This window comes from Rickettsia endosymbiont of Pantilius tunicatus (assembly GCF_964291875.1).
Taxonomy (GTDB): domain Bacteria; phylum Pseudomonadota; class Alphaproteobacteria; order Rickettsiales; family Rickettsiaceae; genus Rickettsia.
In genome coordinates this window covers 351,355-377,198 of record NZ_OZ198175.1, presented here as the reverse complement: position 1 = coordinate 377,198, position 25,844 = coordinate 351,355, and the positions used below count along the sequence as shown (strand labels likewise).

Sequence of the window (25,844 nt, the reverse complement as noted above, 5' to 3'; positions counted from 1 at the left end):
ATATAACCTACCAGGTACTAAGTCTAAAGCTTGTGTAATTTGGCTTGAAGATTCCCCGCCAATAACTACTATGCTTTTTCATTTCTATGGCTGCACCTAAATATCCTTTAAATACACTTGGCTTTCCAAATACAAAATTCTCAAATTTTACTTTTTCCTCTGCTTCATTACCTAATATGCTTTTTACTCCTTTTAAAAAAGCTTTACTAACTAAATCAATATCACTATTTTTTTCATGTACTGGAAATTTTACTTTATCAGAAACAGCCTTAGGATCATATTGACCGGTTCTAGGTCCATTTGTCACTAAAAGCATCATACTTTTTAATTTTACAATTTGAGCTAATTGCTCACCAAATTTATAAGCTTCTTCTTGGGTATAAAATTTTATCTTCCCATTTGAATCAGGAGCATCACCTGATAAACAGGTGAATATATAGCCATTAGAAGAATCAGGAACTAACTTTTTATCAGCTAAATCTTTATACTCCTTTATACAATCCTCTTTTGTAAGAGTATAAGGTATGCCTGTAGTTTCTATTAACTTAACTTTTGCTTCTTGAATTTGTTTGATTTGCTCTTGATTTAAAGCATAAGATGGTAACACTATATTATCTAGAATCTTTAAATTTTCTGTTACTTCATTTATTAATTGATGACCACTCCAAATAAATTTATTAGTGCCTTTGTTAGAGTTTAAAATAGTAAATGCTTTAATACCATCAAGCCCTGCACCTACAACAATTACCTGATTTGGATATTTTTCTATCTGATTAGAATCTAGCTTATCGATTTCCAAATTAACTGTATCAATCTGTAAGTTTTCCTTTTGATATTGTTGTTTTAAAGCCTCAGTAATTGCTAAAACATTATCGTTATCACCTTTATATTGAGTGCTAAGTAATGCTATAAGTAAAATTGTTTTCATATTTGTTTGTTTTTTATTGTTTCATTTTCGTCCCGTGGCGGCATTGTTGCATGGATACTAAATCGTCTGAGCTACGCAACTGCAAGGAGCGTGGCAATCCAGAAAAAACAATAAAAAATGCTATAAGTTAGCATTGATGACATTGTACAATGATATCACAGCATAAAAACAAAAGTCGTCTTTCCTTGCTCATCATTTTCTGCCCAGATTTTTCCGCCATGCAGCTCTATTACCTTTTTACATAAGGCAAGCCCCATTCCTCTACCGCCTGCAGGTGAGCGGGTTTTTGAGCTTACAACGAACACGCCGAATATAGTTTGTAGTTCCTCTTTTGGAACGCCTATTCCATCATCTTTAATAGTAAATAAAATATTATTTTCCTGCTTTTGTAAATCAATTTTTATTATACCATCATTACAATAGCTAATAGCGTTAATTATCAAATTATCGAATGTATGGCTAATATAATGAAGATCACATTTAAATATTATATTTTCTTCAATCTCAGATATAAATTCTAACTTCTTATTATTTAAGTATAGTTTTTTACATATTTTAATTCGCTCATGCAATAGCTCACTTAAATTTATGTTGTCTTTATTTAATTCATAACCAAGACTAGATAATTTTGAAAAATCTAAAATATTACTTATCAGACTATTTAATCTAATAGAACTTTTAGCTATTATCTCTACTGCATTACGGCGTTGATCATCGCTAAATCTATCGTAATTAGCCCATAAAGTTTCACCAAGGCTAATAATACCGGTTAACGGCGTATTTATTTCATGGTTTATATTACGTAAAAACTCATGTTTTAGATCAAGCAATTTTTCAAGCTCTTGCTCTCTAAAACTAACCCTATCCCCTAAATGAGTATTTTTTAGGTTAACTAATCTTTCTTGTTCTTGCCTCGGTCTTAAGAAAACAATTAACAAACCACTAAATAAAGTAATGAAATATATCACTTTGAACTGAAAACAATCTATACTAACTAAAAGCTTCTCATCCATAAAATATTTATAAAACTCTATGCTGGCAAATACTCCAATAATAGTCATAAGCAAGGTGGTATGCCATCTAAATAATGTCGCAATTATTAGCAGGTTAATTATTGAACTCATTAATTGTAATTGATAGAAGTTGCTTGATAAAACAAGCAAACTACTAAAAAATATCAATATCCCGAAATTAGCAACAAACCAGAATAATGATATGATATATTTCTTCTGGAATTTCAAAGGCCATAACGGATAGGTGATGAGTATTGCAGAAGTTACAAGCGTGCAGTGATAAATGATATTATATATATTTAGATGGTTCATTATCCTGCTGTTAGGCGTAAGATATAAGGATGAAAAAATAGAGATTAAAATAAATATCCCAACATAGCTATAAGTGATTTCCTGGCGTGGTAATGTATTATTCCAATATATTAAAGGATTAAAATTCTTGATTAAGCGGAATAAACCCAAGAATCTTCTTCTTCGCTCTTGCTTTATCAGTCTTACGCTTAGAGGCTCTTTTAACGAACCAAAGCCGCCTGGCTGTTTTAAAATATAATGACTACCAAGGAAAAAGATTAAGTTTATGATTGCAGCCGGTAAGATCGGATAAATCCCTATAATCTGCCTTAAAGAAAATAATTGCCATGCTATGATTGTTAATAATGCTGCTACCGCACCGATAAAAAAGGTTTTAGCAGTTGATTTAAAGCCATATATTAAGAGAATCAACGGCAAGGTAATTATAGGTAAATAGATGCTGGTAAGTAATAAAAATATATTAATTAGGTCTTTCGTATAAAGTGAGATAACGAACCCTATTAAACCTATGATGATTGCAGTTATGTAGCTATATCGCAGTGAGGTTTTTTTATAAATATCATACGTCAAGTTTACTGTCGCAGCGTTAATATAAGAGTTAGTACTTGAGATTATCATTGCCATAATAACGCCGACTATTAAGCCTTTAAATCCTATGTAGCTTTTAGTAATCTGAAAAAATAATTGACTAATATCGACAGTATTTTGGGAAAACAATAATATCGCAATCCAAATGAATAAAACAGATAAACAAAGGCAAATAATCGCTGAAATAAAAAAGGTTCTTGATATCTGGTGTATGTCCTTTGCCATCAATATTCTTTGAAAAATCGAAGGACCAAGTGACGGAATGGCAAAATATATAAAGATATTTAAGGATATCCAAAATTTAGGGTTCGTATAATTAAATACCATACCTAAATCGGTAAGACGATGCTGCACATTTGAGTCGATAGAAATAGTAGGATCACTAAAAACATTCCACACTATAATCCCTATTACCGGAATAACGGCACTATAGGTAAAAAACTGTACGGCTTCGGTAAAAGTAACCGATTTAACGCCACCGAAAGCCGAATAGCTTATTACGAAAGTTGCTAAACACAAATCCACATAAAAATTTGAAATGCCAAAAAATAACTCTAGCACTAAACTAGCTATATGAAACTGAATAGCAATCCTGCCTATAGCCATTAATATGCTAACAATAGAGGTAAGATTCCGAACTTTATTGCCGTAAGCCTCTCCCATTATTTCGGCTACTGACCTACTGCCTAAAAAACGCTCGAAACGAGGAGCAAGGAAATAGGCAATTAATAACCAACTAACAACACTACCAAGTATGCTAGGAAGCAGGTAAAACAACCCGTCAGTATATATTCGTGAATTATTGATTAGGAAAGTACTAGTACCGATCCAAGTAGCAATTAAGGTTGCGACTATTGTACCGGTTGAGAAATTTCTTTTTCCGATCGCATATTCCCGAATATTTTTTATATTTTTAATATCCAAAAATCCAACGATTAAGTTAATCGCTAAAAAACTGGCAAAAATAAGAATGTCTATATTTGGCATAGAATTAAGTTAATTTTCTATGCGATAATAATCACAAAAAGTAAAACAAACAATAACTTTGTGCTATTAAAGAATAAAGTAAATATTGGAGGTAGTTTTATTAGTTATAAAGTCGGTATCACTCCGGTATAAGCGTTGTTGCATAGATTGAAAAGAACCATGCGGTAGTAACCATGGCTTGAGAACTACATCATGAAAAACAACTAAAAATATCAATAATATTGATATTTTTAAGTAGACCTCGTGAATAAATCATGAGATAACAGGGAAAAATTGATTCATGCAGGCGAAGCCTTACTCATACAAGTTAATATTATTAACTCCCAAACTACTCATCATTTCTCTTTCAAATTGTTGTATAACAATTAAACAGGAAGCAAAATCTAATGTTTGATCTGCATAAGTCGTAGGTTCATCATTTTTAGCATTTACTGATTTCTGAAGCATTTTATTGCAAATAGCCTGTTTTGTACCATTAAGATTATTATCAAATAAAGGTGGTCTATGCTCTAATAATTCTTTAAAAAAAGGTGCTATTTTGCTTTGTGTCATTTACCCTATTATTATGTACCAAACTTATCAGTATCTTTTCATTTTCTTGTTTTTTAGATGGATTTAAATAAGACTTGAAAATTTTATTTTGTAAAATATCAAATCTGTAATTAGCCAACCATTCTAATGCACTGCTGCCAGCTCCCTTACCACTCCAATCTTTTATATAAAAATCAAACTTTCTATTTTTATCATAATTTTGCAAAAGAGAAGTTAAATTATTATTGCCCAGTTCTAATAACCAATGTAAAAATGGAGAAACATAAGTATTTGAAGTACTTAAATCCTTTTCTAATATATCTTTAATATTTATTTTATCTTCATGCTTAAATATTTGTTCAATTATTTCATAACATTTTGTTATAGCATTTTTAACAATAGAATTATCTATTTTTTGGATTCTAGAATTACTAATTAAACAACCTATTTTGCTAATTACATTATCTACATATTCACTGAATATTTCTGAAGATGAATTACTAGCAACTTCTATAATATTTTTAAAAGCTACTAAATGATTTTCACTTTTTAATATAATATTATATGTATTTAAGTGATTTATTTGTATGCCTAAGGGAATTAAAATTTTAGCTAATTCTGTTTTTTGTTCTATATTTAAATGCCCCACTTCCATTGCCACATCAAAAACATTACGTGGAAGTTTTTTCTCTTCCTCTATCAGTTCAGGATATTTATTTAATAAATCTTTAAGCTCCTCTGAAGCACCACCCCAAGCAAGCCATATTGCTGTGCTATTATTGTTATCATCTCTTCCATCCCAAATTGAATTATTATAATTCTGCATTTTACTATATACAGCTTTAATACAATTTTTTAATATATTTACTCTATCTTTCAATTGTTGTTGAGAAGCGGAAGTTAAAGATAATATAAAATTCATAAAACATAACGCTTCTAAAACGTTAACATTATTTGCTCTACAAGGAGTTTGGTTACCATTAAAATTTAATGTAAAAATCATATTTTCTCTGTCATTTACATTATCTTTTGTTAATTCTCTAACTACTTCAACAAATTTAAACTCTCGTATAAGTTGAAAAATTGCGGTCATAAAAACTCCAAGATTTATATTAATAAAATACAGAGAGATATAACAAACTGTCAATATATTCTTGAAAAATCCTCTATAGTTTCATCGCATAATAACCCTAGCGTCTTAGCCATATCGATACTTTCTTTTATCTGTATTTGAAACTCTCCAGCATCCTCTTTATTTTTATATAAATTTAAAATATTACACAAAGACTCTTTGAACTCATCAGATAAACTTTTATTTATTTCAGATGTAGAAGTCAAGATTTGATCTTACAGACACTATAAAAATTATATCTGAATATCTGATAAATTATGACTGTCAGATGAGTATTCAAGATATAAGATTTCATTGTTCTTTTCAATAGCTAATTTCTTACTATCCTTAAAAGTTTGCATAGGCGTTTTACCATAACAATATTTTCCTGAATGTGGTCGCTCATTATTGAAATGCTCTAACCAAATATCAAGATCTAATTGTAAATCATCAAGATCAGTATAAATCTTTTTCCGCATAGCTGTATCAAAGAATTCTTGTGTCATAGTTTTATTAAAACGTTCACACATACCATTTGTTTGAGGAGAATATGCTTTAGTAATAGTATGTTCTATACCTTCGATACTTAGAAATAATTCAAAAGCATGATGCTCTATATTTCCCTTATATTCTGACCCGCGATCTGTCAGAATACGAAGTATTGTATGCCTTGAGTTTCATACCATGGTAACACGCGGTCATTAAGCATATCAGCAGCAGTTAAAGCTGTTTTATCAGTATATAGTTTAGCATCAGCTACTCTGCTATAGCTATCAATAAATACCTGAGAATAAACCTTACCTATACCCTTAAAATTTCCTACATAATATGTATCTTGGCATCCTAGATAACCTGGATGCTGTGTCTCAATCTCGCCATGGGCTTCTTTTTCGCTACGTCGTTTCTCTAGTACTTGTAACTGAGATTCAGTAAGTACAATACCATCCTGAGCCATCCTTGCTTCTAATGCTTTAAGCCTTTTATTGATATTGTTTAAATCATTACGTAACCAAATTGATCTCACTCCTCCAGGTGATACAAGTATACCGCTCTTCTTAAGCTCATTTGATACTCTTAGCTGACCATATGCTGGATATTCTATTGCCATATCCATTACTGCCTTCTCTATCGCTGGATCAACTCTATTGGCTATTATTGGCTTTCTTCGACTAATTTCATACAACGCTTCTTCACCACCAGTTTCATACAGTTCTTTAAATCTGTAATAACTATCTCTGCTATAGCCCATCGCTTTACATGCTGATGATATGCTACCAAGACTCTTAGCGAGTTCTAGTAATCCTAATTTTGGCTTTATTATTTTTTGATTTAAGTTCATTTCTTATCTCCATTTAATAATTAATTTATTTTACTAAATGTAAGATAAAATCTCAACTATTGCAGATTATAATAGTCGGCTCAATGAAATTATTATTAGTCTTACCACCACAAATTAACTTAGCTCCTCTATTTTTAGCATCAGCAAGCAATTTTTGGATTTCTCTATAGCAGCTGCATTAATTAGTGGACCTACGCCAGAATTTTTATCAAATCCATCACCTGCTTTAAGCTTGATAAATTTAGGTATAAGAATTTCAATAAATTTATCGTATATAGATTCTTCGATAAATATTCTATTAGGGGAAGTACAAGACTGTCCGCTATTTCTGGTTTTAGAAATAACCAAATCATCCGCAACTTTTTCTAAATCATTATCAGCTGTTATAATGAAAGGAGCATTACCACCAAGCTCTAGAGATAAACGCTTTACAGTATTTGCAGAATTTTGATATAGGATTTTGCCAATATTCGTAGAACCGGTAAATGATAATTTACGCAGCCTAAAATCCTCACAAAAAGCCTTACCGATAACATTAGAATCACCAGTAATAACATTAAATACTCCTCCAGGTAATCCGGCATCTGTAGCTAATTTTGCAAGCACTAATGCCGAAAGCGGCGTAAGGCTTGATGGCTTTAATATAACGCTGCAACCGGCTGCTATTGCAGGAACTACCTTGCGAGTAATCATAGCATTTGGAAAATTCCACGGTGTTATAGCAGCAGCTGGACCAACAGGCTCATAATGCGTAACTATTTTATGATTTTTATTATTACCAGGCTTTACGATAGAATGAATATTATGAATAGCATATGTATACCAATCAATAAAAGATACACCATAGAGGATCTCTTTTTTTGACTCAGCAAGTATTTTTCCTTGCTCTAACGTTAATATTTGACTTAGCTCATCAATATTTTCAATCACTAAAGCATGCCATTTTCGAAGAGTCGCTATCCTTTCTTCAAAAGAACTTTGTGACCATACAGGAAAAGTTTGCACAGTATTATCTATTGCAGAATTAATTTCTGATAATTCCAAATTCGGCACTGTCGCAATTTCTTTTAAAGTTGAAGGATTAATAACCGAGATTTGCTTTGAAGCAGTGATAAACTTTCCGTTTACATAATTCTTGCCGGTAATATTTTTAAGTAAATTTAATATCCCTCACTAATATTAATATTTAATCTTAAAATTATCTAATAATACTAGCAAGGGAAATGTTAACAATTAAGCAACGTATTATGATGCTCCAATAACCTCTACCTCATGATCTTCCGTTCCAATATTAAAAGGTTGTCCATTCATATGAAATTCATTTTTTTCACTAATACTAACTTCACTTCCAATAAATACATCACCAGCTTTTACTCGTGTTATCAATTTTAGCTCCTCCGTAATTACTTCAAAAGTAATTACTTTTTGCTCAATATTATCTATATATTGCTGAAGTTGGTACATCCCTTTAGGATCATTTAGGCTAACATGAGTAAATCCTCCATGCGTAGCGACTTGTTCAAAAAACTCTTGGTTATAACACTGACCGAAGCCTACAGTATACATATTGAATTGAGGATTTTTTATTACTTCACTTGTAACATCTATAACATCCTTTTCAGTAATATTACTGCTAGTTCCCTCATCCTTTCCGTCAGTAAATACTATAAGGGTAGAAGACTCATCAATTTTTTCTTTAAGATTCTAAAGCTTCTTTAATAGTACCATACAATTTTGTACAACCATTTGCCTTTAAATTATTGATATAAACTTTAATATCTTCAATATTATTTTCCTGATTTGAAAATGATCGTACTGTACTTTCATCATTAAAAACTACTATATTAATTTGCCAATTAGGAATTTCAGCTAATTTATCTAATATTTTTAATATATTATTTTTGTAAACGCTAAAATCTTTTTCCATACTACCCCTAATATCAATTAACAAACTAATATTATGAGCATAATCATTTTCTTTATCTAAAACTTTTGAATTTTTTGGGGCAAATAAAATAGGGAATTTTCCTTCTTCATTCCAAATAAAACCATTAAATATCGGTAATAAATATTTCAACAAATACTGTTTATCAATAATAAATCCATCCCTTAAGTCAAAAGCAATAATAGGAGCTTTACCGTCAGAAATATAAGCTTGCACGCTTTGTGCTATTGCACCATTATTCATAACAAAATTTAAAGAATTTTCTTCATTAGAACTAATTTGCGTTATTAACTGAGAAAAATCAGTAGGAGGATATATAGCTTTTTGAAAAGGAGTTGTATCTTCTTCATTTACTAAAATTTTTGATAAAGATTTTTCATCCGTTATAGTAGCTTGTAATAATTTAAGTGTTGCTTGCTTTATATCTTTTTTTTATCGGATTTTTAAAACTGAGCTTCCCTTTACTTACTAATAATTTTTCATCAAATTCAATTATTAATTTATCTAAAATATTATCAATATTATTTTTTTGTATAAATTTAGGAGATACGAGCTTATTTAATAATTTACTTATATCTTTATCTAATATATCAGTATCATACGTGTATTCTTCCAATTTCTCTATATCATTTTTTTCGCTATTAAATAAAGCATGTACAACATTTTTCTTTAATACTTCCTTATCATCCAATAAATTACGTAGATGTTCTAAATTTTCAGTACTAACTTTAAAAATAACTTTGCTATCAGTTACTGTTTCTATTTCTATTCCTTTTGCTCCTAAAGCTCTTAAAAAAATCTGCCATTTTTGTTCTGGCATCTTATGTTGTATAGGTATAATTCCTCTTAATATAATGGAATAAAACTTATAATTTTATCCAAAAAATAAAGCAAGAAGAATTATTAAAATTAACTATTTCTTATTAAATTTCTTGACTATTTTGTAATTTTCAATATGTTCTAGCACTAATTAGTAAAATGAATAAATTCGGATAAAAATTAACTGAAGTAACAGATTTTATTTCAGAAAGAAAAGTAGAGAAGATAATCGAAGTACCATTGCAAAGATTAATATATGTAATAAATATTACCTCATGTAAAAACTTAGAAAAAATCATCACTACTATTTCAAATCATGATTTACCACAAGTGATACAAAATATTTCTATTGAAAAAAAATACCCGGATACTTAATTTATTTCACAATACGGGTTATATTGAAGATTATATGCCTCGTGTTGAAATGTTAGGTATTGATGATGTGTATTGTTCTAAAGCAATACTGGTTTAGTTAATATAAATAGCGAATTACTTCTGTAATTTGCTATTTATGGTGCTTATTTTAGCATCAGGTGGGCGGATATAAAGCGGTTCTATAGCACTGTTTAACTCCGCACTGTTTGCAAGCAAACTTGCTACATATCTACAAATAATAAAAGCTTTGACTCTGGCAAAACGTGGCAGAATTATTATATTTGGCAGATTTTTAACTTGAGTATATATAAATTCAAGACCACTACCGCAACAAACTATATTCCCTTTCTCATTCTTAAGCAGCTCTATAGCATAATCAAAATCTATTAACAGCGGCTCATTTGCTTTACCTGATTTATCAAAAATTTTTAGATAAAGCTGACTACGATAGGCATTTAAAAATACATATATTTTATCGTAATCTTTAACCTGCCCTATAGCTCTAAAATAAGCATGCTCAAAATTACTAACCGCTATACCTTTAATATTTTCTTTGGCAAATAATATACCCTTAGCACAAGCAAGCCCTATTCTAATACCAGTAAAACTACCAGGACCATTTGTTACCGCTAGATAATCCAGCTCATCATACGAACAGTGAGAAGCTTTCATTACTTGTTCTATCATCGGCATTAGATTTTCTGCCTGCATAGACGGATGTAATTCTTCAGCATATGCTAGGATATTATCGTTATATGAAAGTGCGACCGATGCCGTATTATTTGCCGTATCAAATGCTAAAATTTTCATGAATTATAATGACTGAATCTATAACCCAGTAGAACCGAAACCGCCACTACCTCTTGCAGTCTTTTCAAGAGTTTCGCTTTCTTTCCATGATATACGCTCATATTTTGATATTATCATTTGAGCAATTCTCATACCTTTTTCTATAACAAAATCATCTTTGCCTAAATTAATAAGAATAACTTTTATCTCACCACGATAATCAGCATCAATAGTACCAGGGGAATTAGCAACTGTAATACCATTTTTTGCAGCAAGACCCGAACGTGGTCTTATCTGTGCTTCAAATAATTCCGGTAGTGCAATAGCGATACCAGTTGGAACTAGCTGTATCTCACCTGTTTTTATAGTTATAGGTTGCTCGTTTGCTGCCGTTAAATCCATACCTGCACTGTGATCTGTAGCGTATTCGGGCAATTTACCGAAAAAATTATCTAATTTCTTAATTTTAACTTGTGTTATAGTCATGTTACTTTATATCAAATTTATCGTTAATAATCTTATTTTCAACTGCATTAATTAAGGAGTCAGCAAAATTATCAGTTAATATTTTACTTGCCATACCAAGCTTCTTTTTAATCCATGGTTGTTTAGCACAAAGATATTGAAATTTGATATTATCACCAAATTTAGCTTCCATAGTACTATACATATCGCCAAGGTCATCAATTAAACCATAATCAAGAGCTGTTCGCCCTGCCCAAAATTCGCCATTAAATAAAATATCGTCTTGCTGAGTTAATTTACCGACTCTTCTTGTTTTTACATAATCAACAAAATGTTCATAAACTTGCTTTTGTAGATCTTTAATGATTTTTACATCCTCTTTATTAATAGGTTTGAAAGGATCTAAAACTGCTTTATTTTTCCCCTCTGTATAAACTCTTCTTTCTATTCCAAGCTTATTAATTGCTTCATGGAAGCCAAAACTACTTGAGACTACACCGATACTACCTATAATCGAACTATGCAAGGCATATATTTGATCACCAGCACAAGCCAGCCAATAGCCGCCCGATGCTGCCATATCTTCTATAAAGCTATAAATTTTGATTTTGTGCTCTTTAGCAAGCGTGCGAATACGTTTTGCAATAAGTTCCGATTGTACAGGTGACCCGCCTGGGGAGTTGATAATAAGGCACAAGGCTTTTAACTTTTTTATTTTAAAAGCTTTTTCTATTAGCTCATTTAGTGACTCTAAAGTAAGCCCTGACTGCACAGTACTAACTTTACCTATAACGCCGTTTAAACGTAAAACGGCAACTACTTCTTTAGAATCACCAAAGATCGAAGCAAATAATTGCTCTAATTTACTTATCTGAGGTTTAGCTATTATTGGTTCAAACTCTGCATTTGCAATAGTTGATTTATTTACTTCGTTCATTATCTTGCTCATTATTATCTTTTGGTGCTTCTTCAGCAGGTGCTTCTAAAGGATTTATTAGATCTTTTACTGTTCCTTTTTTTATAGGCTGCAAAGGCTTTGCTGGTTTATTCAGAGATTGTCCATTATAGCTATTTTTAGGTTCTGGATGATTTCCTGGTATAGCAGATAAAATAGTTTCTCTAATTTTTTCATCATACCAATTAGTATTACCTATAAAACTAGTTACTATTTTACCATTTGGATCTATTAATATGCTTGTAGGTAAACTAATTACTCCTAAAGCCTTAAATAGCTGATTTCTATAATCTTGATAAATTGGTAAATATCTTATCTGGTAACTTTTATAATACTCCATAATAACTTTTACATCTTGATAATCTTCTGAAACCGGAATCACTGAGAAAGGCAGCTTCCTAAAATCTTTCTGTAATGTATCAAGATCTGGCATCTCTTTTACACAATTAGCACTCCAAGTAGCCCAAAATACTAATAATATAGTTTTTCCCTCGAACTGATCAAGAGAATATTGATTTTTTTCTTCATCAAAAAAAATTATATCATCAGGAACATTTGAGCCATTCTTAGGATTTGCATAAATTTTAGGAGTAAAGACTGTTATTAATAATAAAAATACTGTAATGGTAAAAAAATATTTATTATAATTACTTAAACCCATAAAATAATTTATTATTGTAATGAAAAAATTTGATTTTGTTGTACTTTTACTTTTATACACTATGTTATGTAGCTGCGGCATAAAAAAACCTTTAGAACCACCGGTGAATGTCATTCCCGCAAAAGCAGGAATCCAGGAAAAAGCGGGATAAACTAAATTTTTTAGTTTTAAAAACTTATTATATACTGGATTCCCGCCTATGCGAGAATAACACTAATACCTCTTCAATGTCGTACCTTGTAATACTAAGTCAAAACAAAATGATTTCAGATGTTGTTGAGACTCAACCAAAGCAGGATTAATCTCACCACATTCATTGCTACATATATTTTTATTAGATAAGTCTAAACGTGTATCTAATGTTTTAAGATCTGCATGCTCTACCCTTATATTGACACTTTTTAAATTACCAGCAGATTTATAAGGTAACATGCTGACAAAGTAATATTCCCCTTTATTATTAGTAGTAGCAGTGCCGCTACCAGTGAAGCTAGAATCCTTTTTACCGGTAAATCTCCTTTTATCAACACGTGTTTTTAAAGGTTCATAAGGATATTTACCACCGCTACCTGCTTGCCATAAATAAACTTTAGCATCTGCAACTGGCACACAATTTTGATCCAGTACTATTCCTTTAATTATGATTTTTTCACCATAAAACCTAGATATCTGTCCTGTTTTACGTAATAAATTATTGGTAGGCTCAAAAACTTTTGGTTCATAATCATTAAATATATTTCTTGTAATTTTACAACGATTAAGCTTATTAGGATAGCCTTTGGAAGCTGCAAATATATTTAATGTCCAGAAACATAAAAAACAAAATATAAACTTTTTCACTTTTCACCACTTTATTTTTTGTTATCTTTCGTCATTACGAGATGATGCGTAGCATCGATGCGGCAATCTTAGGAATTTTATATTTCTTTCATGAGATTGCTTCGTCGCTACTCTCCTCGCAAGGCATTGCCCGCGTGGATCGGAAAACGCCCTAAGGTAGTCATACCGTGGCTTGGGAACTAGATCCAGAAAATAATAAAAAATACTGATTTTATTATTTTTAACTGGTTCTAGTTCATAAATCACGGGATGACAGGGGAGAATGATCCACGTAGGCAATGCCACCTCGCAATGACGACTTCCGATTTATACTATAATCAAATTAAAACAATTATTCATATTAATCAAATTATTTTTATTCTCATTTGATTATTAAATAATTGATTGTTATAGTAAATTTAATTGTAATAATAATATTATTAGTATGCAAAAACTTCTATCTTTAATAATTGTAGCTTTAGTACTTTATAACATAGCAAAGTTAAAACTCTCTTCTGATGATAATGCTACGATTGTAGAACAAGCAAGCGTAAATAACTCTACTAATGACGAAAATCAAGTTAGTATTAATAACGACCCTCCTGTCTCTTTAAATGGCAATTTATTTGAACGAACAATTTCCAAAATAGTAATTAATGCTCTTAAAACTGAGGAAGGTAAAGCGTTTTTTGAAAATATTTTGCAGCCGCTAAATAAACCTATAGATACTAAAGATTATACCATTCCTGTACATAAAGACTTAATAACTTCTCTATTTAAAATTAATACTATCGGTACTGGTAATGTTGGACCTGCTTCTTGTGGTCATGTAGTTACAGTATTTTACCAAATATCGGATATGAGTAATAATTTAATATCAGAAGATACTAAAACTTTTACCATAGGTTCAGGTGCTGTAATGCCTGGTCTTGATAACGTAATAGTAGGGATGAATGTAGGGCAAGCAAGAGAAGCTATTATTCCTGCTAAATACGCTGCTAGTGTCGGTGCTAATAATGATAATGCCGACAGTGCATATAGAGTTAATGTCATGCTTAAATCTATATTGCCACAAAATTTTATTAAAAGTAATGAAGTTAAAATTTATGATAATGAAATAGCTTATCGTATTCCTTTATTATGCGGTGAAAAAATAGCTTTTAATGCTAAGATTACTCGCCTTGCAAATGGCGAAGTGTTATATGACTCAAAAACTAAGGGGCAAAAAGTTGATATGAAAATTGGTGATATTACCTATCCTCTAATTTTTTCTTATGCTTTGCAAGGTAAAGTACCAGTAGGTACTCGAACTGTTATTGCTAAAGGACAGACTTTTAAGGCATTAGGTTCTAATATAAATAAGATAATTTCACAGGAATCATTACCTTTAAATGAATATCTAATGCTTGAAATTAATGATTTTAAATAATAAATATGAAACAACGTAAAATATCTGATATTAAAAAACAAAAAAATTATATTTTATTATCTGTGCTTGTCATTATGATAATAATTGTATATCTTGTAGCTTTAATAAAATTTGCAGGGTGAATTTTATAATTATTAAAGATACAAAATTTAATTGATATGTGAGAACGTTAAAAATTTTATAAACAAAAATTTGTTTTAAACTTTATTTAAGCTGGGAGTTTAATATGCAAACGAATCAAAAGAATAAAAATATTATTATATTGGCAAGTTTAATATTTTTATTAATAGCAGGAATAGTTTTTTTTATTTCAGCAAATAAAAATTCTAACAATAATGATGAGATATTAGAAATAAAAATAGTTATAAAGGATCATAAATTTGTTCCAGACATAGTAGAAGTGCCAAAATCTACTAAAATAAAGCTAGTTATTCATAATGAAGATGATACTGTAGAAGAATTTGAAAGTCATGATTTACATCGGGAAAAAATCGTGATGCCACATGATTCTATAAAAATTATACTTGCTCCTTTAAAGCCGGGAAAATATGATTTTTTTGGAGATTTTCACCAAGATACAGCACAAGGGTTTTTAATTGTTAAGGATTAAGTAAAAATATGTTTAAAATTGCTTTAATAGTATTTCGTGAATGTTTAGAAATATCTTTGTTAGTTGGTATAATACTTGCAGTAACAAAGCATATAGAAAAATCACGTATTTATATTATTGCTGGTGGAATGCTTGGGGTAGTATCCGCTTCAATTTTTGCCTTTTTTACTCGTAAGTTATCTTTATCTTTCGGCGGTATGGGGGATGAATTATTCGACTCCGGAATTATGATATTAATCACTATTTTACTTAGCTGGACAATAATATGGATGCAAGGCTATGGAACAAAAGTAAAGCAGCATATAAACAATATCTCAACAAAAATTCATGAAGGTAATTCCAGCTATTTAATGTTAGTTTTTTTAGTTGCTAGCACTATATTACGAGAAGGTGCAGAAATTATTATTTTAGTATATAGTATTTCATCAGTAGAAACGATAACAAGTAGTCATTATATACAAGGCTTAATCATAGGTGCTACAAGCGGCTTTCTACTCGGTCTAATAATATATTTCGGTTTAATTAAAATAGCTAATCAAAAATATATTTTTAAAATCTCTACTATATTATTAATGTTGATCGCAGGTGGTTTTGCAGCGAGTGCGGCAGGAATTTTAACCTCATCTGGTTTAGTTATGTTCTTATCTGATCAAGTTTGGGATAGCTCTTGGTTAGTAGCAGATAGAAGTATGATAGGTAAAATTTTACATATTGTTACTGGTTATATTGCAAGACCTAATGGTTTACAAGTACTTGCTTACTTTACCACTATATTATTAATAAATATTTTTATACAAGTGCGACTAAGGTACTCTAAAAATACCTTAGCACCATTACCAAAAGAAAATACACAACAAATAAGTTAAGAAATATCAAAATATGTTTAAACTTTTATCAGAAATTGGTCCAGTAGTAGCATTCTTTGCAGGATTTTTTTATGGTGGCGGTATACAAAGTGCTACCCTTTATATGCTTATTACTTCTGTTATTTGTATTACCCTTTGTTATATTATAGACAAAAAAGTGTCGAAGCTTTCCATTATTTCTACAGCTGTATTACTTGTTTCGGGTATTATAACTTTAATTAGTGGTGATTCAATGTATATAAAAATCAAGCCAACTATATTATATGTTATTTTTGGAATAATTTTCCTTACAAGCGGTATAAAGAAAAATCCTTTTATTAAATACGCTTTAGAAAGCATAATCCGCCTTAAAGAAGAAAGCTGGATAACTTTAAGCTATAGAACAGCAACTTTTTTCTTTGTCATGGCTATAGTTAACGAAATAGTTTGGCGTAATTTCTCAGATGAAACATGGGTTAAGTTTAAAGTATTCGGCGTAGTGCCGATTACTTTTGTATTCATTTTACTTCAACTGCCTCTGCTATTGAAAAATAAGTTGCCCGATAGTAAAATATAGTTATATATACCGCAAATACGAATTCCGAAATTTGGCTTGCCAAATCTTGAAGTATTAAAGGTATACTTGTCCACCAACTTTTCATTTATTAGTAATACTATGTTAAGAATTTTAGTTTTCATAGCTCTAGCCTTTAATCTTTCAGGCTGTCTGCCTGCTATCTTTACCGCAGCAACTACTACTGGTATTGTTGCTTCAAAAGATCAGCCAATATCTGGAACATTAAATGATTCAAGAATTTCAGCTGGTATTAAAGCTGGTCTAGTAAAAAATAATTTTAAAGAGTTAGGTGCTAAAATCAAAGTTGAAGTGTCTGAAGGTAGAGTACTGTTAACAGGAAATATTCAGAAAGAGGAAGATGCGTTAAAGGCATTAGAGATTGCTTGGAATCAAAAAGGCGTAACTGAAGTAATTAATGAGTTAAAGGTAAGTAAAAATAGTAATCACTTCGATTTAGCACAATATACTAGAGATAGTATGATAACAGCACAGATTAAAGCTAAAAATCTAGTCAGAAAAGATATTAAATTTGCTAATTATACTGTTTTAACAGTAGATAACGTGGTTTATTTATTTGGAGTTGCAAGGTCAGAAGAAGAGCTAGAAAACTTTGCTGATCTTGCCTCAAAAATAAAAGGTGTTGAAAAAGTTGTGTGTTATGCTAAAATAGCAGATAATTTAAATAGTAATACTGATAGTGATGATGAATCGTAAGTATAGTTTACTAATTTTATTAATATTTTATTGTTTTTTCTTAAGTGGTTGTAATAATTCAAAAAAGCTACCATGTTCTCGTAAGCATTCACATAAAGAACTCTCAAAAGACGATCCTCATAATTTAGTATATAAGGGATATTATAAGGTTGGTAACCAATATAAAATAAAGGGTAAAACTTATAAACCTAATGCTCCAAAAAGCTTTACTGAAACAGGCTACGCTTCTTGGTACGGTGGAGGTGGTGACAAATTCCATGGTAAAAAAACTGCTAATGGGGATATGTTTAATAAAAATTTATTAACAGCTGCTCATAAAACTCTTCCTCTTCCATGTTTAGTTAAAGTCACTAACAAAGCTAACAATAAATCAGTAATTTTAATGGTTAATGATCGTGGACCTTTTAAGCCAAATCGTATAATAGATGTATCCGCAAAAGCAGCAGAAGTTTTATCCTTTAAAAAGCAAGGTTTAGCTAAAGTAAAAATAGAATATTTACATGCTGAAACAGAAAAGTTTTTGAAAAATGTAAATAAACCTTCTAATAAAACCTTGGCTAAAAGCTCTAAAAAACCTTCTTCCACTAAGGAAGCAAACAATAAATGTAGTATTAACTGTCATATAAAACTGGTTAATTTAAAATATAAGCTAGCCGTAAATTAGATTATTTGTTGCGTGGCAGCAAAATCATGAGCCAAACTAAATTCAGCATAAAAAAATAATAAAGTGCAAAGGTTAGCCAAATTAATTAGTAATGCAGGAGTTTGTTCTAGGCGAGATGCCGAAAAACTAATTCTTGACGGACAAGTAAAAGTAGACGGCATTACAGTTACGTCGCCCGCTACAAATGTTAATATTGACAATCAAATTGAGGTATCAGGTTCATTAATTACCTCTTCTCAAAAATCAAGGCTATGGATTTACTACAAGCCTGTTGGTTTAATTACTACTCATAAAGATCCACTATCTCGTAAAACTGTATTCGAACAATTAACTGGGTTACCGCGTGTCATTTCGATAGGTAGGTTAGATCTAAATAGCGAGGGTTTATTATTACTAACAATAATGGCGATTTAGCTCGGCAGTTTGAGTTACCCTCAAGCAAGTTAAAACGAGTATATCATGTTAGAGCTTATGGAAATCCTGATCCTCTATTAAAAAGTAATTATAAAAACTTAGAAATTGACGGAATATTTTATAATCCGCAATCAATAAAGTTGATTAAAAAGAGCTCTAGAGCTCTTTCTAAATTCGCTTATAGAGAGAAATTTGCAGGAAACACGGAACGCAGCACCGCAGCGTACAAAAAAGTACGTGAGGATGCGAGTACCGGATTGACGCACAAATTACCTTTAGAAGTAGAGTTTAGGAAGAGCTCTAGTAATGCTTGGTTTGAGGTGGTCTTATTTGAGGGCAAAAATCGGGAAATTAGAAGAATATTCGAGCATTTTGGATTAAAAGTTAATAAGCTAATTAGAACTGAGTATGGTGATTTTAAACTAGATAATCTTAAGCCGAGTGAATATCGAGAAGTAACTAAAAAATTATACAAGTGTTAAAAATAATAACAGGTAAATTTCAAAACCAAAAAATACCTATTGCTAAAAATATAAAATACCGTCCCTCTACCGGTAAACTCAGGGAAGCAATATTTAGTATATTAACTTCCGGTGAGTTTATAGGTAATAAATTATTTAATGAAAATATTAAGGTGCTGGATTTATTTGCCGGTAGCGGTAGCCTTGCTTTTGAGAGTCTATCAAGGGGAGCAGGTTTTGCTACTTTAATTGATATTGATGCATTTTCATTAAAAATAGCAGAAGAATTTGCCAAAACCTTAAATATTCATGACAAAGTTAATTTCGTCAATATTAACGCCTTAAATCTGCCAAAAGCAAATACAGCTTTTGATCTCATCTTCGTTGATCCCCCTTATCATAATAAGATAGTACAGAAAGTAATGAAGCTGCTTATAAAAAATAACTGGCTCAATACAGGTGCTATAATAGTCGTTGAAATGGCTAAAACAGATGATTATAACTTAAACGAAAATATTGAAATATTGCGTGAAAAACTATATGGAAATACTAAATTATTGGTTTTGAAATATATCCATCATCTAGTTTCTTGATTAATATTATTACCTCTCTTATATCGCTCCTAAAAATAATATTAAATTAAGTTTCAAATTCAACTTAAAAATTAACTCACCTTATATTTAACTTAACACAAATAGTTAATAGAATATTGATAAATTAATAATTATTTATTAAAATACATCAAAAATTTTAATAAAGTATTAACATGAAAGCAAAAGTTAACTTATTACCAGCTAAAGAACTATATTCTATAATTGAAGGAAATTTAGAATCAATAATACAAGATATATATCCACTAGAATATGATAAACAAAAAGAGGCTATTAAACATATTGCAGAGCAAATATCAAGCAACGACTCAATTCAAACAAAAGACAATTACCCAGAAATAGATGAAGAAATTACAGAAATTAATCAATTACTAGCAGAACAAAAGAAAAGGCAAGTTTTTAACCAAGAAGAGCAAAAAAAAATAAGTAAACAAACTACAGAATTGATAGAAAGTGAAATTCTAGAAAATATAGGTTCAAGTACTGAATTAGAGAAAAAGTATTTTAATAGATTAAATCAAATTACTTCTATTGAAGAAAAAAAAGCTTTAATTAATGAGTATAAAACCTCTCTTCAAGATCTTAACAAACAAAACTTTCAAAACTTACAAAAGCAGCAAAGTAATTTAAGAGGAAGAAAAGAGGTAACTATAGTAAATTAAGTTGAGGTTTGAGTATAGGGATGATATATATAAAGGAAAATGCCAAGATCATATAGTCAAGATTTTAGAAAAAGAGTTATAGGATATGTAGAAAGAGGTAATAGCTGCAATAGCACTGCGATAAGATTTGAAATAGCAGCAAACACAGTAAGGAATTGGTATAAGAGATATAAGTCCGAAGGACATTATTTAGCAAGAAGAATAGGAGGCAAAAAAGGACGGGTAACAAGTCAAGATGTTGAGTTGTACGTGAGTTCTAATCCTAATTTCACATTATTAGAAATGGGTACGTATTTTAATATGAGTTCTGTGGGTGCGTATTATTGGTTAAAGCAACTAGGTTTTAGCTATAAAAAAAAGACTTTTCCTACTTGGAAGCAAGTCAAGAAAAGCGAGATAAGTACCAAGAGGTCATAAAAGATACACCAATAGAACATCTTGTATATATTGATGAAAGTGGTATTGAGATAAATATCTGCAAAGATAGAGGATGGGGCAAAAAAAGCGAAAAACTTATTGGTAAAAAAAGCGGTAAATATTACAACAGAACAAATATCATAGCTGGTTATGTTAATAAAGAGTGTATAGCACCGATGATATTTAATGGAACATGTAATAGACAATTATTTGAAAGTTGGGTTGGAGAATTTTTAATAAAAGAGCTAAAACCTGGACAAGTTGTAGTGATGGATAACGCTGCTTTCCATAAGTCTCAAAGGACCAAAGAACTAATAGAATCAGTAGGTTGTAGGATAATATTCTTACCACCTTACTCCCCTGATCTAAATCCAATAGAGAAATTTTGGACCAATATGAAGCGATGGATTAAAGCTACAATTACTCAATTTGATCAATTATATAATGCTTTAATTCAATTCTTTAATACGCAAACTTCAACTTAATTTACCATAGTGACAAAAGAAGAAATAGAACCTTATTTAAGTAATTATGACTTACTATGTACCTTAGCAGAGCATAGTCATATGACTGATGATGATGGAGTTTCTTTGGTAAAAAAGCTATTTGAAGCAGCTCGTAATTTTTATCCTGATAAGCCTTTACAAGGATTGAAAGATTTAATGGATATACCAGACGAAAAATCAGTGGATTTATTAAAAGATAATATTTTAAAACTGCTTAGTGACAAACAAATTAGCTTTATTGATATAAATTACATAGAAAGCAGAGAATTATATAAAATAAATGAGATAGATATAAAATCTAATTTTAAACTTATAGAATGCGTTATTGCAGGTATCTGTCCTTTAACTTTAAGAAAGCTTATTGAGCTTGGCAAAATAGATAATTTTGATAAAAAAGAGTTAGAACTAATAGCTGCATTCTTTGAAAGAGATACCAAAAATTTAAGTAACTATCAAGGAATTAAAATATCTAATGAATTAAGTAAGATATTATTGGGATTGTATGAAAGTCAAGATAATACAATATATGAACTCATAGAATTTATATTAGATGATCTTATACAATTTATAAACGTTACAGAGTTAGGAAAAGAGATTTTTCCTATAGCTACATTTTTTGATAAAAATGATATCATACGAACATTAATGGAAGAAAAAATAGATTTCTATTCTAGATCTGTAGATAATAAAGTAATAGTTAATTTTGATGAAGACATATTCAGATATCTAATAAATCTTGAAGAGTTTGATATTAACGCAGAAGATGAAAATGGTAATACACTTTTACATGCAGCTATTGATCAGGGAAAAACTGAGGTAGTTAAATTCCTAACTTCTTATAATAATCTTGAAGTTAATACAAAAGATTTAGGAGGAAATTCTCCCTTACATCAAGCTATTAAGAGTAATAACCCTGAGATAGTTAAAATGTTACTTTCCTGTGAAAATATTAATGTCAATGAAAAAGATAAATATGGAGATACTACTTTACGTAAAGCTATACGTAGTTACAACCATAAGATAATTGAAATGCTACTTCTTCATGAAAAGATTGATGTAAATGAAAAAGATAAGCAGGGAGATACTCCTTTACATGGAGCGGTTAAGAGTAATAGACCTGAGATAGTTAAAATGCTACTTCTTCGTAAAGAAACTGATGTAAATGAAAAAGATAACCAAGGAAAGACTCCTTTACATAAAGCCGTTGATAACGATAAGCCTGAGATAGTTAAAGTGCTACTTTCTCGTGAAGATATTAAAATTAATGAATTAAACAAAGGTAAAGAAACCGCTTTATCGATAGCTTTTTCTAATGAAAAAACTAATATAGTTAAAATGCTACTTTCTCATAAAAACATGGATACTAAGCAAAAAGAAATATTTAGTTTTCTAGAAATTTCTAGAGAAGATGAAGTTAAAACTCCTATAAATGATGAAGTATCAATTTTAGGAGCATCAGAAGCAGAAAGTTACGGTGAATCACTATGGTAAATTAAGTTGAAGTTTGCGTATTAAAGAATTGAATTAAAGCATTATATAATTGATCAAATTGAGTAATTGTAGCTTTAATCCATCGCTTCATATTGACCCAAAATTTCTCTATTGGATTTAGATCAGGGGAGTAAGGTGGTAAGAATATTATCCTACAACCTACTGATTCTATTAGTTCTTTGGTCCTTTGAGACTTATGGAAAGCAGCGTTATCCATCACTACAACTTGTCCAGGTTTTAGCTCTTTTATTAAAAATTCTCCAACCCAACTTTCAAATAATTGTCTATTACATGTTCCATTAAATATCATCGGTGCTATACACTCTTTATTAACATAACCAGCTATGATATTTGTTCTGTTGTAATATTTACCGCTTTTTTTACCAATAAGTTTTTCGCTTTTTTTGCCCCATCCTCTATCTTTGCAGATATTTATCTCAATACCACTTTCATCAATATATACAAGATGTTCTATTGGTGTATCTTTTATGACCTCTTGGTACTTATCTCGCTTTTCTTGACTTGCTTCCAAGTAGGAAAAGTCTTTTTTTTATAGCTAAAACCTAGTTGCTTTAACCAATAATACGCACCCACAGAACTCATATTAAAATACGTACCCATTTCTAATAATGTGAAATTAGGATTAGAACTCACGTACAACTCAACATCTTGACTTGTTACCCGTCCTTTTTTGCCTCCTATTCTTCTTGCTAAATAATGTCCTTCGGACTTATATCTCTTATACCAATTCCTTACTGTGTTTGCTGCTATTTCAAATCTTATCGCAGTGCTATTGCAGCTATTACCTCTTTCTACATATCCTATAACTCTTTTTCTAAAATCTTGACTATATGATCTTGGCATTTTCCTTTATATATATCATCCCTATACTCAAACCTCAACTTAATTTACTATATATAATAAGGATGCTTCTTCTTACAGCTTATAATTAAATTCAACTGCATTAACCCCAATCTTTATAATACGAGTGAATACAGGATAAGGTTTTTTAAAATCTTATCCTATACTAGCGTTTATAAATTCTTAAATTGAAATTATTTTCTTAATTGACTATATTATTTTTACTTGATGAGAAATAATATGACCAAAGAGAAAAAGCATTATATTTGTTCTAATTGTGGGAACACTAGTCCCAAATGGTCGGGGCAATGCTTTGATTGTGGGGTATGGGGTAGTATTGTTGAAGAGAAAGTAATTTCAAATAAGAATATTGCCAAAATAGGAAGTAAGCAAGATTTTGAAAAATTATCTAATAATGTAACTGACCAGGTACGTATTTCTACGCCAATAGGTGAGTTAGATAGGGTACTAGGTGGTGGGCTTGTGCTTGGTTCTGCAATATTAATAGGTGGCGATCCTGGTATTGGGAAATCCACTTTATTATTACAGCTGGTTGCTGGCAGTTTTGCTTCAAAAATAAAATGTTTATATATAACAGGTGAAGAATCGCTTGATCAGATAAAGCTAAGAGCTTTGAGGTTAGATTTAGTTAATGATAAAACAAATATTTTAGCTGCTAATAATTTAGAAGATATTATAGCAAGCCTTGAGGCTAATAAAGGCAATATCGATTTAGTGGTTATCGACTCTATTCAAACAATTGCAACACGGGAATTATCTTTCCCCCCTGGTACTGTTTCCCAAATTCGTACATGTGCTCATGAGCTTGTTAATTATGCTAAACAAAATAACATAATTATTTTACTTAGCTGTCATGTAACCAAAGATGGGCAGCTAGCTGGTCCTAAATTACTAGAGCATTTAGTTGATACTGTGCTATATTTCGAAGGTGATCATAATAACCATTTCCGTATTTTACGCTCTTATAAAAATCGTTTTGGCGGAGTAGGAGAAATAGGAGTGTTTGAGATGAGCAGTAGCGGGCTTATTGAGGTAACAAACCCATCTGAATTATTTTTGATGAAGCGAGAGCAGAATGTTATAGGTACTGCAATTTTTGCTGGAATTGAAGGTTCAAGACCGCTACTTATGGAAGTGCAGGCTTTAATAGTGCCATCAAATATGGTAACGCCTAGACGCTCTGCTGTCGGCTGGGATGTTAACAGGCTATCAATGATACTTGCAGTATTAAGTAGCAGAATAGGACTAAATCTTGCCAGTTACGAAGTATATTTAAGTATCGCAGGCGGTCTTAAAATAAATGAACCTGCATCAGATTTAGCGGTAGCAGCTAGCCTTATTTCCGCAGCCACAAATAAGCCTCTACCAGAACATAGCGTATTTTTCGGTGAAATAAGCCTATCAGGTGAAATAAGAAAAACTGCCAAAGCAGAAGCACGAATAAAAGAAGCCAAAAAACTTGGGTTTAATAAAATTATTTGTTCTAAATCAGAAAATTTAAGTTACGATTTTATATCTTCAGTAGCTCACTTGAAAGACTTAAAAGAGATAATAAAATGAGTGTAGTTTATAAGGTGGAAAATTTGGAAGATGCACGAGATTTTTTATCTTCTGCACAAGGTGAGTATATATTAACAAACCCAAAAAGCAGTGTAAAATATTATGGTATGTTAGTAGTTGATCATATGCTTAAAACTTTACAAAAAGAATTTCCTGAAAAAGTCATAGATCTTATTGCCGATATTGATGATGACCATGCGGCTTTATTTACTGCAATCAAACTAAATTATAAAAATATAGTATATACTGGTAACTCGGACGAGGCGAAGAAACAGCTGTATCTGTCATCCCGCGAGCTTGTAGCGGGATCTTATAACCTGTAATAAAAGACCCCGTGGCAAGCTACGGGGTGACATTAAGTAAT

28 protein-coding genes and 3 pseudogenes are annotated in these 25,844 nt (G+C 30.7%); 14 read left to right on the top strand and 17 right to left on the bottom strand.

Features of this window, described 5'->3' with window-relative positions:
• Positions 1 to 7: 7 nt before the first annotated feature.
• The 15 genes and pseudogenes from ACICQC_RS02225 to ACICQC_RS02155 form a co-directional block, all read right to left on the bottom strand.
• Entirely contained in the window at positions 8 to 928 is a 921-nt protein-coding gene (locus ACICQC_RS02225) for a hypothetical protein (RefSeq protein WP_395477237.1), read from the bottom strand.
• Between the two features lie 155 nt (positions 929 to 1,083).
• Positions 1,084 to 3,828, bottom strand: coding sequence for a sodium:solute symporter family transporter (locus ACICQC_RS02220; protein WP_395477236.1), 2,745 nt, complete (start codon positions 3,826 to 3,828; stop codon positions 1,084 to 1,086).
• A 294-nt stretch (positions 3,829 to 4,122) separates the two neighbouring features.
• Positions 4,123 to 4,380, bottom strand: a complete 258-nt coding sequence (locus ACICQC_RS02215) for a hypothetical protein (protein WP_395477235.1) — start codon at positions 4,378 to 4,380, stop codon at positions 4,123 to 4,125.
• Positions 4,349 to 5,452: a hypothetical protein gene (locus ACICQC_RS02210; protein ID WP_395477234.1), complete on the bottom strand. Its 1,104-nt coding sequence runs from the start codon at positions 5,450 to 5,452 to the stop codon at positions 4,349 to 4,351. Before ACICQC_RS02210 ends, ACICQC_RS02215 begins: the two co-directional genes overlap by 32 nt.
• 50 nt (positions 5,453 to 5,502) lie before the next feature.
• The gene (locus tag ACICQC_RS02205; RefSeq protein ID WP_395477233.1) at positions 5,503 to 5,697 is read right to left on the bottom strand and encodes a hypothetical protein; all 195 of its coding nucleotides are present in this window, start codon (positions 5,695 to 5,697) and stop codon (positions 5,503 to 5,505) included.
• 27 nt (positions 5,698 to 5,724) lie between these two features.
• Positions 5,725 to 6,809, bottom strand: a pseudogene (locus tag ACICQC_RS02200) (IS481 family transposase).
• 64 nt (positions 6,810 to 6,873) lie between these two features.
• Positions 6,874 to 7,976, bottom strand: a pseudogene (locus ACICQC_RS02195) (aldehyde dehydrogenase family protein); the annotation flags it as partial.
• A gap of 78 nt (positions 7,977 to 8,054) precedes the next feature.
• Positions 8,055 to 8,435, bottom strand: coding sequence for a hypothetical protein (locus tag ACICQC_RS02190; RefSeq protein ID WP_395477776.1), 381 nt, complete (start codon positions 8,433 to 8,435; stop codon positions 8,055 to 8,057).
• A gap of 70 nt (positions 8,436 to 8,505) precedes the next feature.
• Positions 8,506 to 8,997 (bottom strand): VWA domain-containing protein, encoded by a 492-nt coding sequence (locus tag ACICQC_RS02185; RefSeq protein WP_395477232.1) that lies wholly within the window; start codon positions 8,995 to 8,997, stop codon positions 8,506 to 8,508.
• A 160-nt stretch (positions 8,998 to 9,157) separates the two neighbouring features.
• Positions 9,158 to 9,574, bottom strand: coding sequence for a hypothetical protein (locus tag ACICQC_RS02180; RefSeq protein WP_395477231.1), 417 nt, complete (start codon positions 9,572 to 9,574; stop codon positions 9,158 to 9,160).
• Between the two features lie 488 nt (positions 9,575 to 10,062).
• Positions 10,063 to 10,758 (bottom strand): tRNA (adenosine(37)-N6)-threonylcarbamoyltransferase complex dimerization subunit type 1 TsaB, encoded by a 696-nt coding sequence (tsaB, locus tag ACICQC_RS02175; protein ID WP_395477230.1) that lies wholly within the window; start codon positions 10,756 to 10,758, stop codon positions 10,063 to 10,065.
• Between the two features lie 18 nt (positions 10,759 to 10,776).
• Positions 10,777 to 11,223 (bottom strand): dUTP diphosphatase, encoded by a 447-nt coding sequence (gene dut, locus ACICQC_RS02170; RefSeq protein WP_395477229.1) that lies wholly within the window; start codon positions 11,221 to 11,223, stop codon positions 10,777 to 10,779.
• A 1-nt stretch (position 11,224) separates the two neighbouring features.
• Positions 11,225 to 12,139, bottom strand: coding sequence for a S49 family peptidase (locus ACICQC_RS02165; RefSeq protein WP_395477228.1), 915 nt, complete (start codon positions 12,137 to 12,139; stop codon positions 11,225 to 11,227).
• Entirely contained in the window at positions 12,123 to 12,818 is a 696-nt protein-coding gene (locus tag ACICQC_RS02160; RefSeq protein WP_395477227.1) for a TlpA disulfide reductase family protein, read from the bottom strand. Before ACICQC_RS02160 ends, ACICQC_RS02165 begins: the two co-directional genes overlap by 17 nt.
• Before the next feature lie 213 nt (positions 12,819 to 13,031).
• Positions 13,032 to 13,658 carry a dioxygenase gene (locus ACICQC_RS02155; RefSeq protein WP_395477226.1) on the bottom strand — a complete coding sequence of 209 codons (627 nt, stop codon included), beginning with the start codon at positions 13,656 to 13,658 and terminating at the stop codon, positions 13,032 to 13,034.
• Between the two features lie 424 nt (positions 13,659 to 14,082).
• Here ACICQC_RS02155 and ACICQC_RS02150 point away from each other — a divergent pair, with 424 nt between their 5' ends.
• The 12 genes and pseudogenes from ACICQC_RS02150 (at position 14,083) to ACICQC_RS02095 (ending at position 23,038) form a co-directional block, all read left to right on the top strand.
• Complete coding sequence (locus ACICQC_RS02150; RefSeq protein ID WP_395477225.1) at positions 14,083 to 15,066, top strand: FKBP-type peptidyl-prolyl cis-trans isomerase; 984 nt, start codon at positions 14,083 to 14,085, stop codon at positions 15,064 to 15,066.
• A 226-nt stretch (positions 15,067 to 15,292) separates the two neighbouring features.
• Complete coding sequence (locus ACICQC_RS02145; protein ID WP_395477224.1) at positions 15,293 to 15,676, top strand: cupredoxin domain-containing protein; 384 nt, start codon at positions 15,293 to 15,295, stop codon at positions 15,674 to 15,676.
• A gap of 8 nt (positions 15,677 to 15,684) precedes the next feature.
• A complete protein-coding gene (locus ACICQC_RS02140) occupies positions 15,685 to 16,542 on the top strand; it encodes an FTR1 family protein (protein ID WP_395477223.1) in 858 nt (285 codons plus the stop codon).
• Positions 16,543 to 16,555: 13 nt separating this feature from the next.
• A complete protein-coding gene (locus ACICQC_RS02135; protein WP_395477222.1) occupies positions 16,556 to 17,098 on the top strand; it encodes a septation protein A in 543 nt (180 codons plus the stop codon).
• Positions 17,099 to 17,197: 99 nt separating this feature from the next.
• Positions 17,198 to 17,812, top strand: a complete 615-nt coding sequence (locus ACICQC_RS02130; RefSeq protein WP_395477775.1) for a BON domain-containing protein — start codon at positions 17,198 to 17,200, stop codon at positions 17,810 to 17,812.
• Positions 17,799 to 18,476: a septal ring lytic transglycosylase RlpA family protein gene (locus ACICQC_RS02125; protein WP_395477221.1), complete on the top strand. Its 678-nt coding sequence runs from the start codon at positions 17,799 to 17,801 to the stop codon at positions 18,474 to 18,476. Before ACICQC_RS02130 ends, ACICQC_RS02125 begins: the two co-directional genes overlap by 14 nt.
• Positions 18,477 to 18,539: 63 nt before the next feature.
• A pseudogene (locus ACICQC_RS02120) lies at positions 18,540 to 19,372 on the top strand (pseudouridine synthase).
• Positions 19,366 to 19,944 carry a 16S rRNA (guanine(966)-N(2))-methyltransferase RsmD gene (rsmD, locus tag ACICQC_RS02115; RefSeq protein ID WP_395477220.1) on the top strand — a complete coding sequence of 193 codons (579 nt, stop codon included), beginning with the start codon at positions 19,366 to 19,368 and terminating at the stop codon, positions 19,942 to 19,944. The pseudogene ACICQC_RS02120 and the gene rsmD overlap by 7 nt, the downstream one beginning before the upstream one ends.
• 173 nt (positions 19,945 to 20,117) lie before the next feature.
• Positions 20,118 to 20,624 carry a hypothetical protein gene (locus ACICQC_RS02110; RefSeq protein ID WP_395477219.1) on the top strand — a complete coding sequence of 169 codons (507 nt, stop codon included), beginning with the start codon at positions 20,118 to 20,120 and terminating at the stop codon, positions 20,622 to 20,624.
• 39 nt (positions 20,625 to 20,663) lie between these two features.
• On the top strand, positions 20,664 to 21,041 hold the full coding sequence (locus tag ACICQC_RS02105; protein WP_395476240.1) for an IS630 transposase-related protein: 378 nt from the start codon (positions 20,664 to 20,666) through the stop codon (positions 21,039 to 21,041).
• On the top strand, positions 20,996 to 21,526 hold the full coding sequence (locus ACICQC_RS02100) for an IS630 family transposase (RefSeq protein ID WP_395476334.1): 531 nt from the start codon (positions 20,996 to 20,998) through the stop codon (positions 21,524 to 21,526). Before ACICQC_RS02105 ends, ACICQC_RS02100 begins: the two co-directional genes overlap by 46 nt.
• Positions 21,527 to 21,535: 9 nt before the next feature.
• The gene (locus ACICQC_RS02095) at positions 21,536 to 23,038 is read left to right on the top strand and encodes an ankyrin repeat domain-containing protein (RefSeq protein ID WP_395477218.1); all 1,503 of its coding nucleotides are present in this window, start codon (positions 21,536 to 21,538) and stop codon (positions 23,036 to 23,038) included.
• Between the two features lies 1 nt (position 23,039).
• Here the strand turns inward: ACICQC_RS02095 and ACICQC_RS02090 are convergent, their stop codons facing one another.
• Positions 23,040 to 23,570: an IS630 family transposase gene (locus ACICQC_RS02090; RefSeq protein WP_395476458.1), complete on the bottom strand. Its 531-nt coding sequence runs from the start codon at positions 23,568 to 23,570 to the stop codon at positions 23,040 to 23,042.
• Positions 23,525 to 23,902, bottom strand: coding sequence for an IS630 transposase-related protein (locus ACICQC_RS02085; protein WP_395476240.1), 378 nt, complete (start codon positions 23,900 to 23,902; stop codon positions 23,525 to 23,527). Before ACICQC_RS02085 ends, ACICQC_RS02090 begins: the two co-directional genes overlap by 46 nt.
• Before the next feature lie 237 nt (positions 23,903 to 24,139).
• Here ACICQC_RS02085 and radA point away from each other — a divergent pair, with 237 nt between their 5' ends.
• Complete coding sequence (radA, locus tag ACICQC_RS02080; protein WP_395477217.1) at positions 24,140 to 25,480, top strand: DNA repair protein RadA; 1,341 nt, start codon at positions 24,140 to 24,142, stop codon at positions 25,478 to 25,480.
• Positions 25,477 to 25,803: a hypothetical protein gene (locus ACICQC_RS02075; RefSeq protein WP_395477216.1), complete on the top strand. Its 327-nt coding sequence runs from the start codon at positions 25,477 to 25,479 to the stop codon at positions 25,801 to 25,803. The genes radA and ACICQC_RS02075 overlap by 4 nt, the downstream gene beginning before the upstream one ends.
• The last annotated feature ends 41 nt before the right edge of the window (positions 25,804 to 25,844 follow it).

What these genes read in the sequence shown, in the direction of transcription:
- ACICQC_RS02225 (WP_395477237.1), bottom strand. Translation starts at nt 928, where the DNA reads ATGAAAACAATTTTACTTATAGCATTACTTAGCACTCAATATAAAGGT.
- ACICQC_RS02220 (WP_395477236.1), bottom strand. Translation starts at nt 3,828, where the DNA reads ATGCCAAATATAGACATTCTTATTTTTGCCAGTTTTTTAGCGATTAAC.
- ACICQC_RS02215 (WP_395477235.1), bottom strand. Translation starts at nt 4,380, where the DNA reads ATGACACAAAGCAAAATAGCACCTTTTTTTAAAGAATTATTAGAGCAT.
- ACICQC_RS02210 (WP_395477234.1), bottom strand. Translation starts at nt 5,452, where the DNA reads ATGACCGCAATTTTTCAACTTATACGAGAGTTTAAATTTGTTGAAGTA.
- ACICQC_RS02185 (WP_395477232.1), bottom strand. Translation starts at nt 8,997, where the DNA reads ATGAATAATGGTGCAATAGCACAAAGCGTGCAAGCTTATATTTCTGAC.
- ACICQC_RS02180 (WP_395477231.1), bottom strand. Translation starts at nt 9,574, where the DNA reads ATGCCAGAACAAAAATGGCAGATTTTTTTAAGAGCTTTAGGAGCAAAA.
- tsaB (WP_395477230.1), bottom strand. Translation starts at nt 10,758, where the DNA reads ATGAAAATTTTAGCATTTGATACGGCAAATAATACGGCATCGGTCGCA.
- dut (WP_395477229.1), bottom strand. Translation starts at nt 11,223, where the DNA reads ATGACTATAACACAAGTTAAAATTAAGAAATTAGATAATTTTTTCGGT.
- ACICQC_RS02165 (WP_395477228.1), bottom strand. Translation starts at nt 12,139, where the DNA reads ATGAACGAAGTAAATAAATCAACTATTGCAAATGCAGAGTTTGAACCA.
- ACICQC_RS02160 (WP_395477227.1), bottom strand. Translation starts at nt 12,818, where the DNA reads ATGGGTTTAAGTAATTATAATAAATATTTTTTTACCATTACAGTATTT.
- ACICQC_RS02150 (WP_395477225.1), top strand. Translation starts at nt 14,083, where the DNA reads ATGCAAAAACTTCTATCTTTAATAATTGTAGCTTTAGTACTTTATAAC.
- ACICQC_RS02145 (WP_395477224.1), top strand. Translation starts at nt 15,293, where the DNA reads ATGCAAACGAATCAAAAGAATAAAAATATTATTATATTGGCAAGTTTA.
- ACICQC_RS02140 (WP_395477223.1), top strand. Translation starts at nt 15,685, where the DNA reads ATGTTTAAAATTGCTTTAATAGTATTTCGTGAATGTTTAGAAATATCT.
- ACICQC_RS02135 (WP_395477222.1), top strand. Translation starts at nt 16,556, where the DNA reads ATGTTTAAACTTTTATCAGAAATTGGTCCAGTAGTAGCATTCTTTGCA.
- ACICQC_RS02130 (WP_395477775.1), top strand. Translation starts at nt 17,198, where the DNA reads ATGTTAAGAATTTTAGTTTTCATAGCTCTAGCCTTTAATCTTTCAGGC.
- ACICQC_RS02125 (WP_395477221.1), top strand. Translation starts at nt 17,799, where the DNA reads ATGATGAATCGTAAGTATAGTTTACTAATTTTATTAATATTTTATTGT.
- ACICQC_RS02110 (WP_395477219.1), top strand. Translation starts at nt 20,118, where the DNA reads ATGAAAGCAAAAGTTAACTTATTACCAGCTAAAGAACTATATTCTATA.
- ACICQC_RS02105 (WP_395476240.1), top strand. Translation starts at nt 20,664, where the DNA reads ATGCCAAGATCATATAGTCAAGATTTTAGAAAAAGAGTTATAGGATAT.
- ACICQC_RS02085 (WP_395476240.1), bottom strand. Translation starts at nt 23,902, where the DNA reads ATGCCAAGATCATATAGTCAAGATTTTAGAAAAAGAGTTATAGGATAT.
- radA (WP_395477217.1), top strand. Translation starts at nt 24,140, where the DNA reads ATGACCAAAGAGAAAAAGCATTATATTTGTTCTAATTGTGGGAACACT.
- ACICQC_RS02075 (WP_395477216.1), top strand. Translation starts at nt 25,477, where the DNA reads ATGAGTGTAGTTTATAAGGTGGAAAATTTGGAAGATGCACGAGATTTT.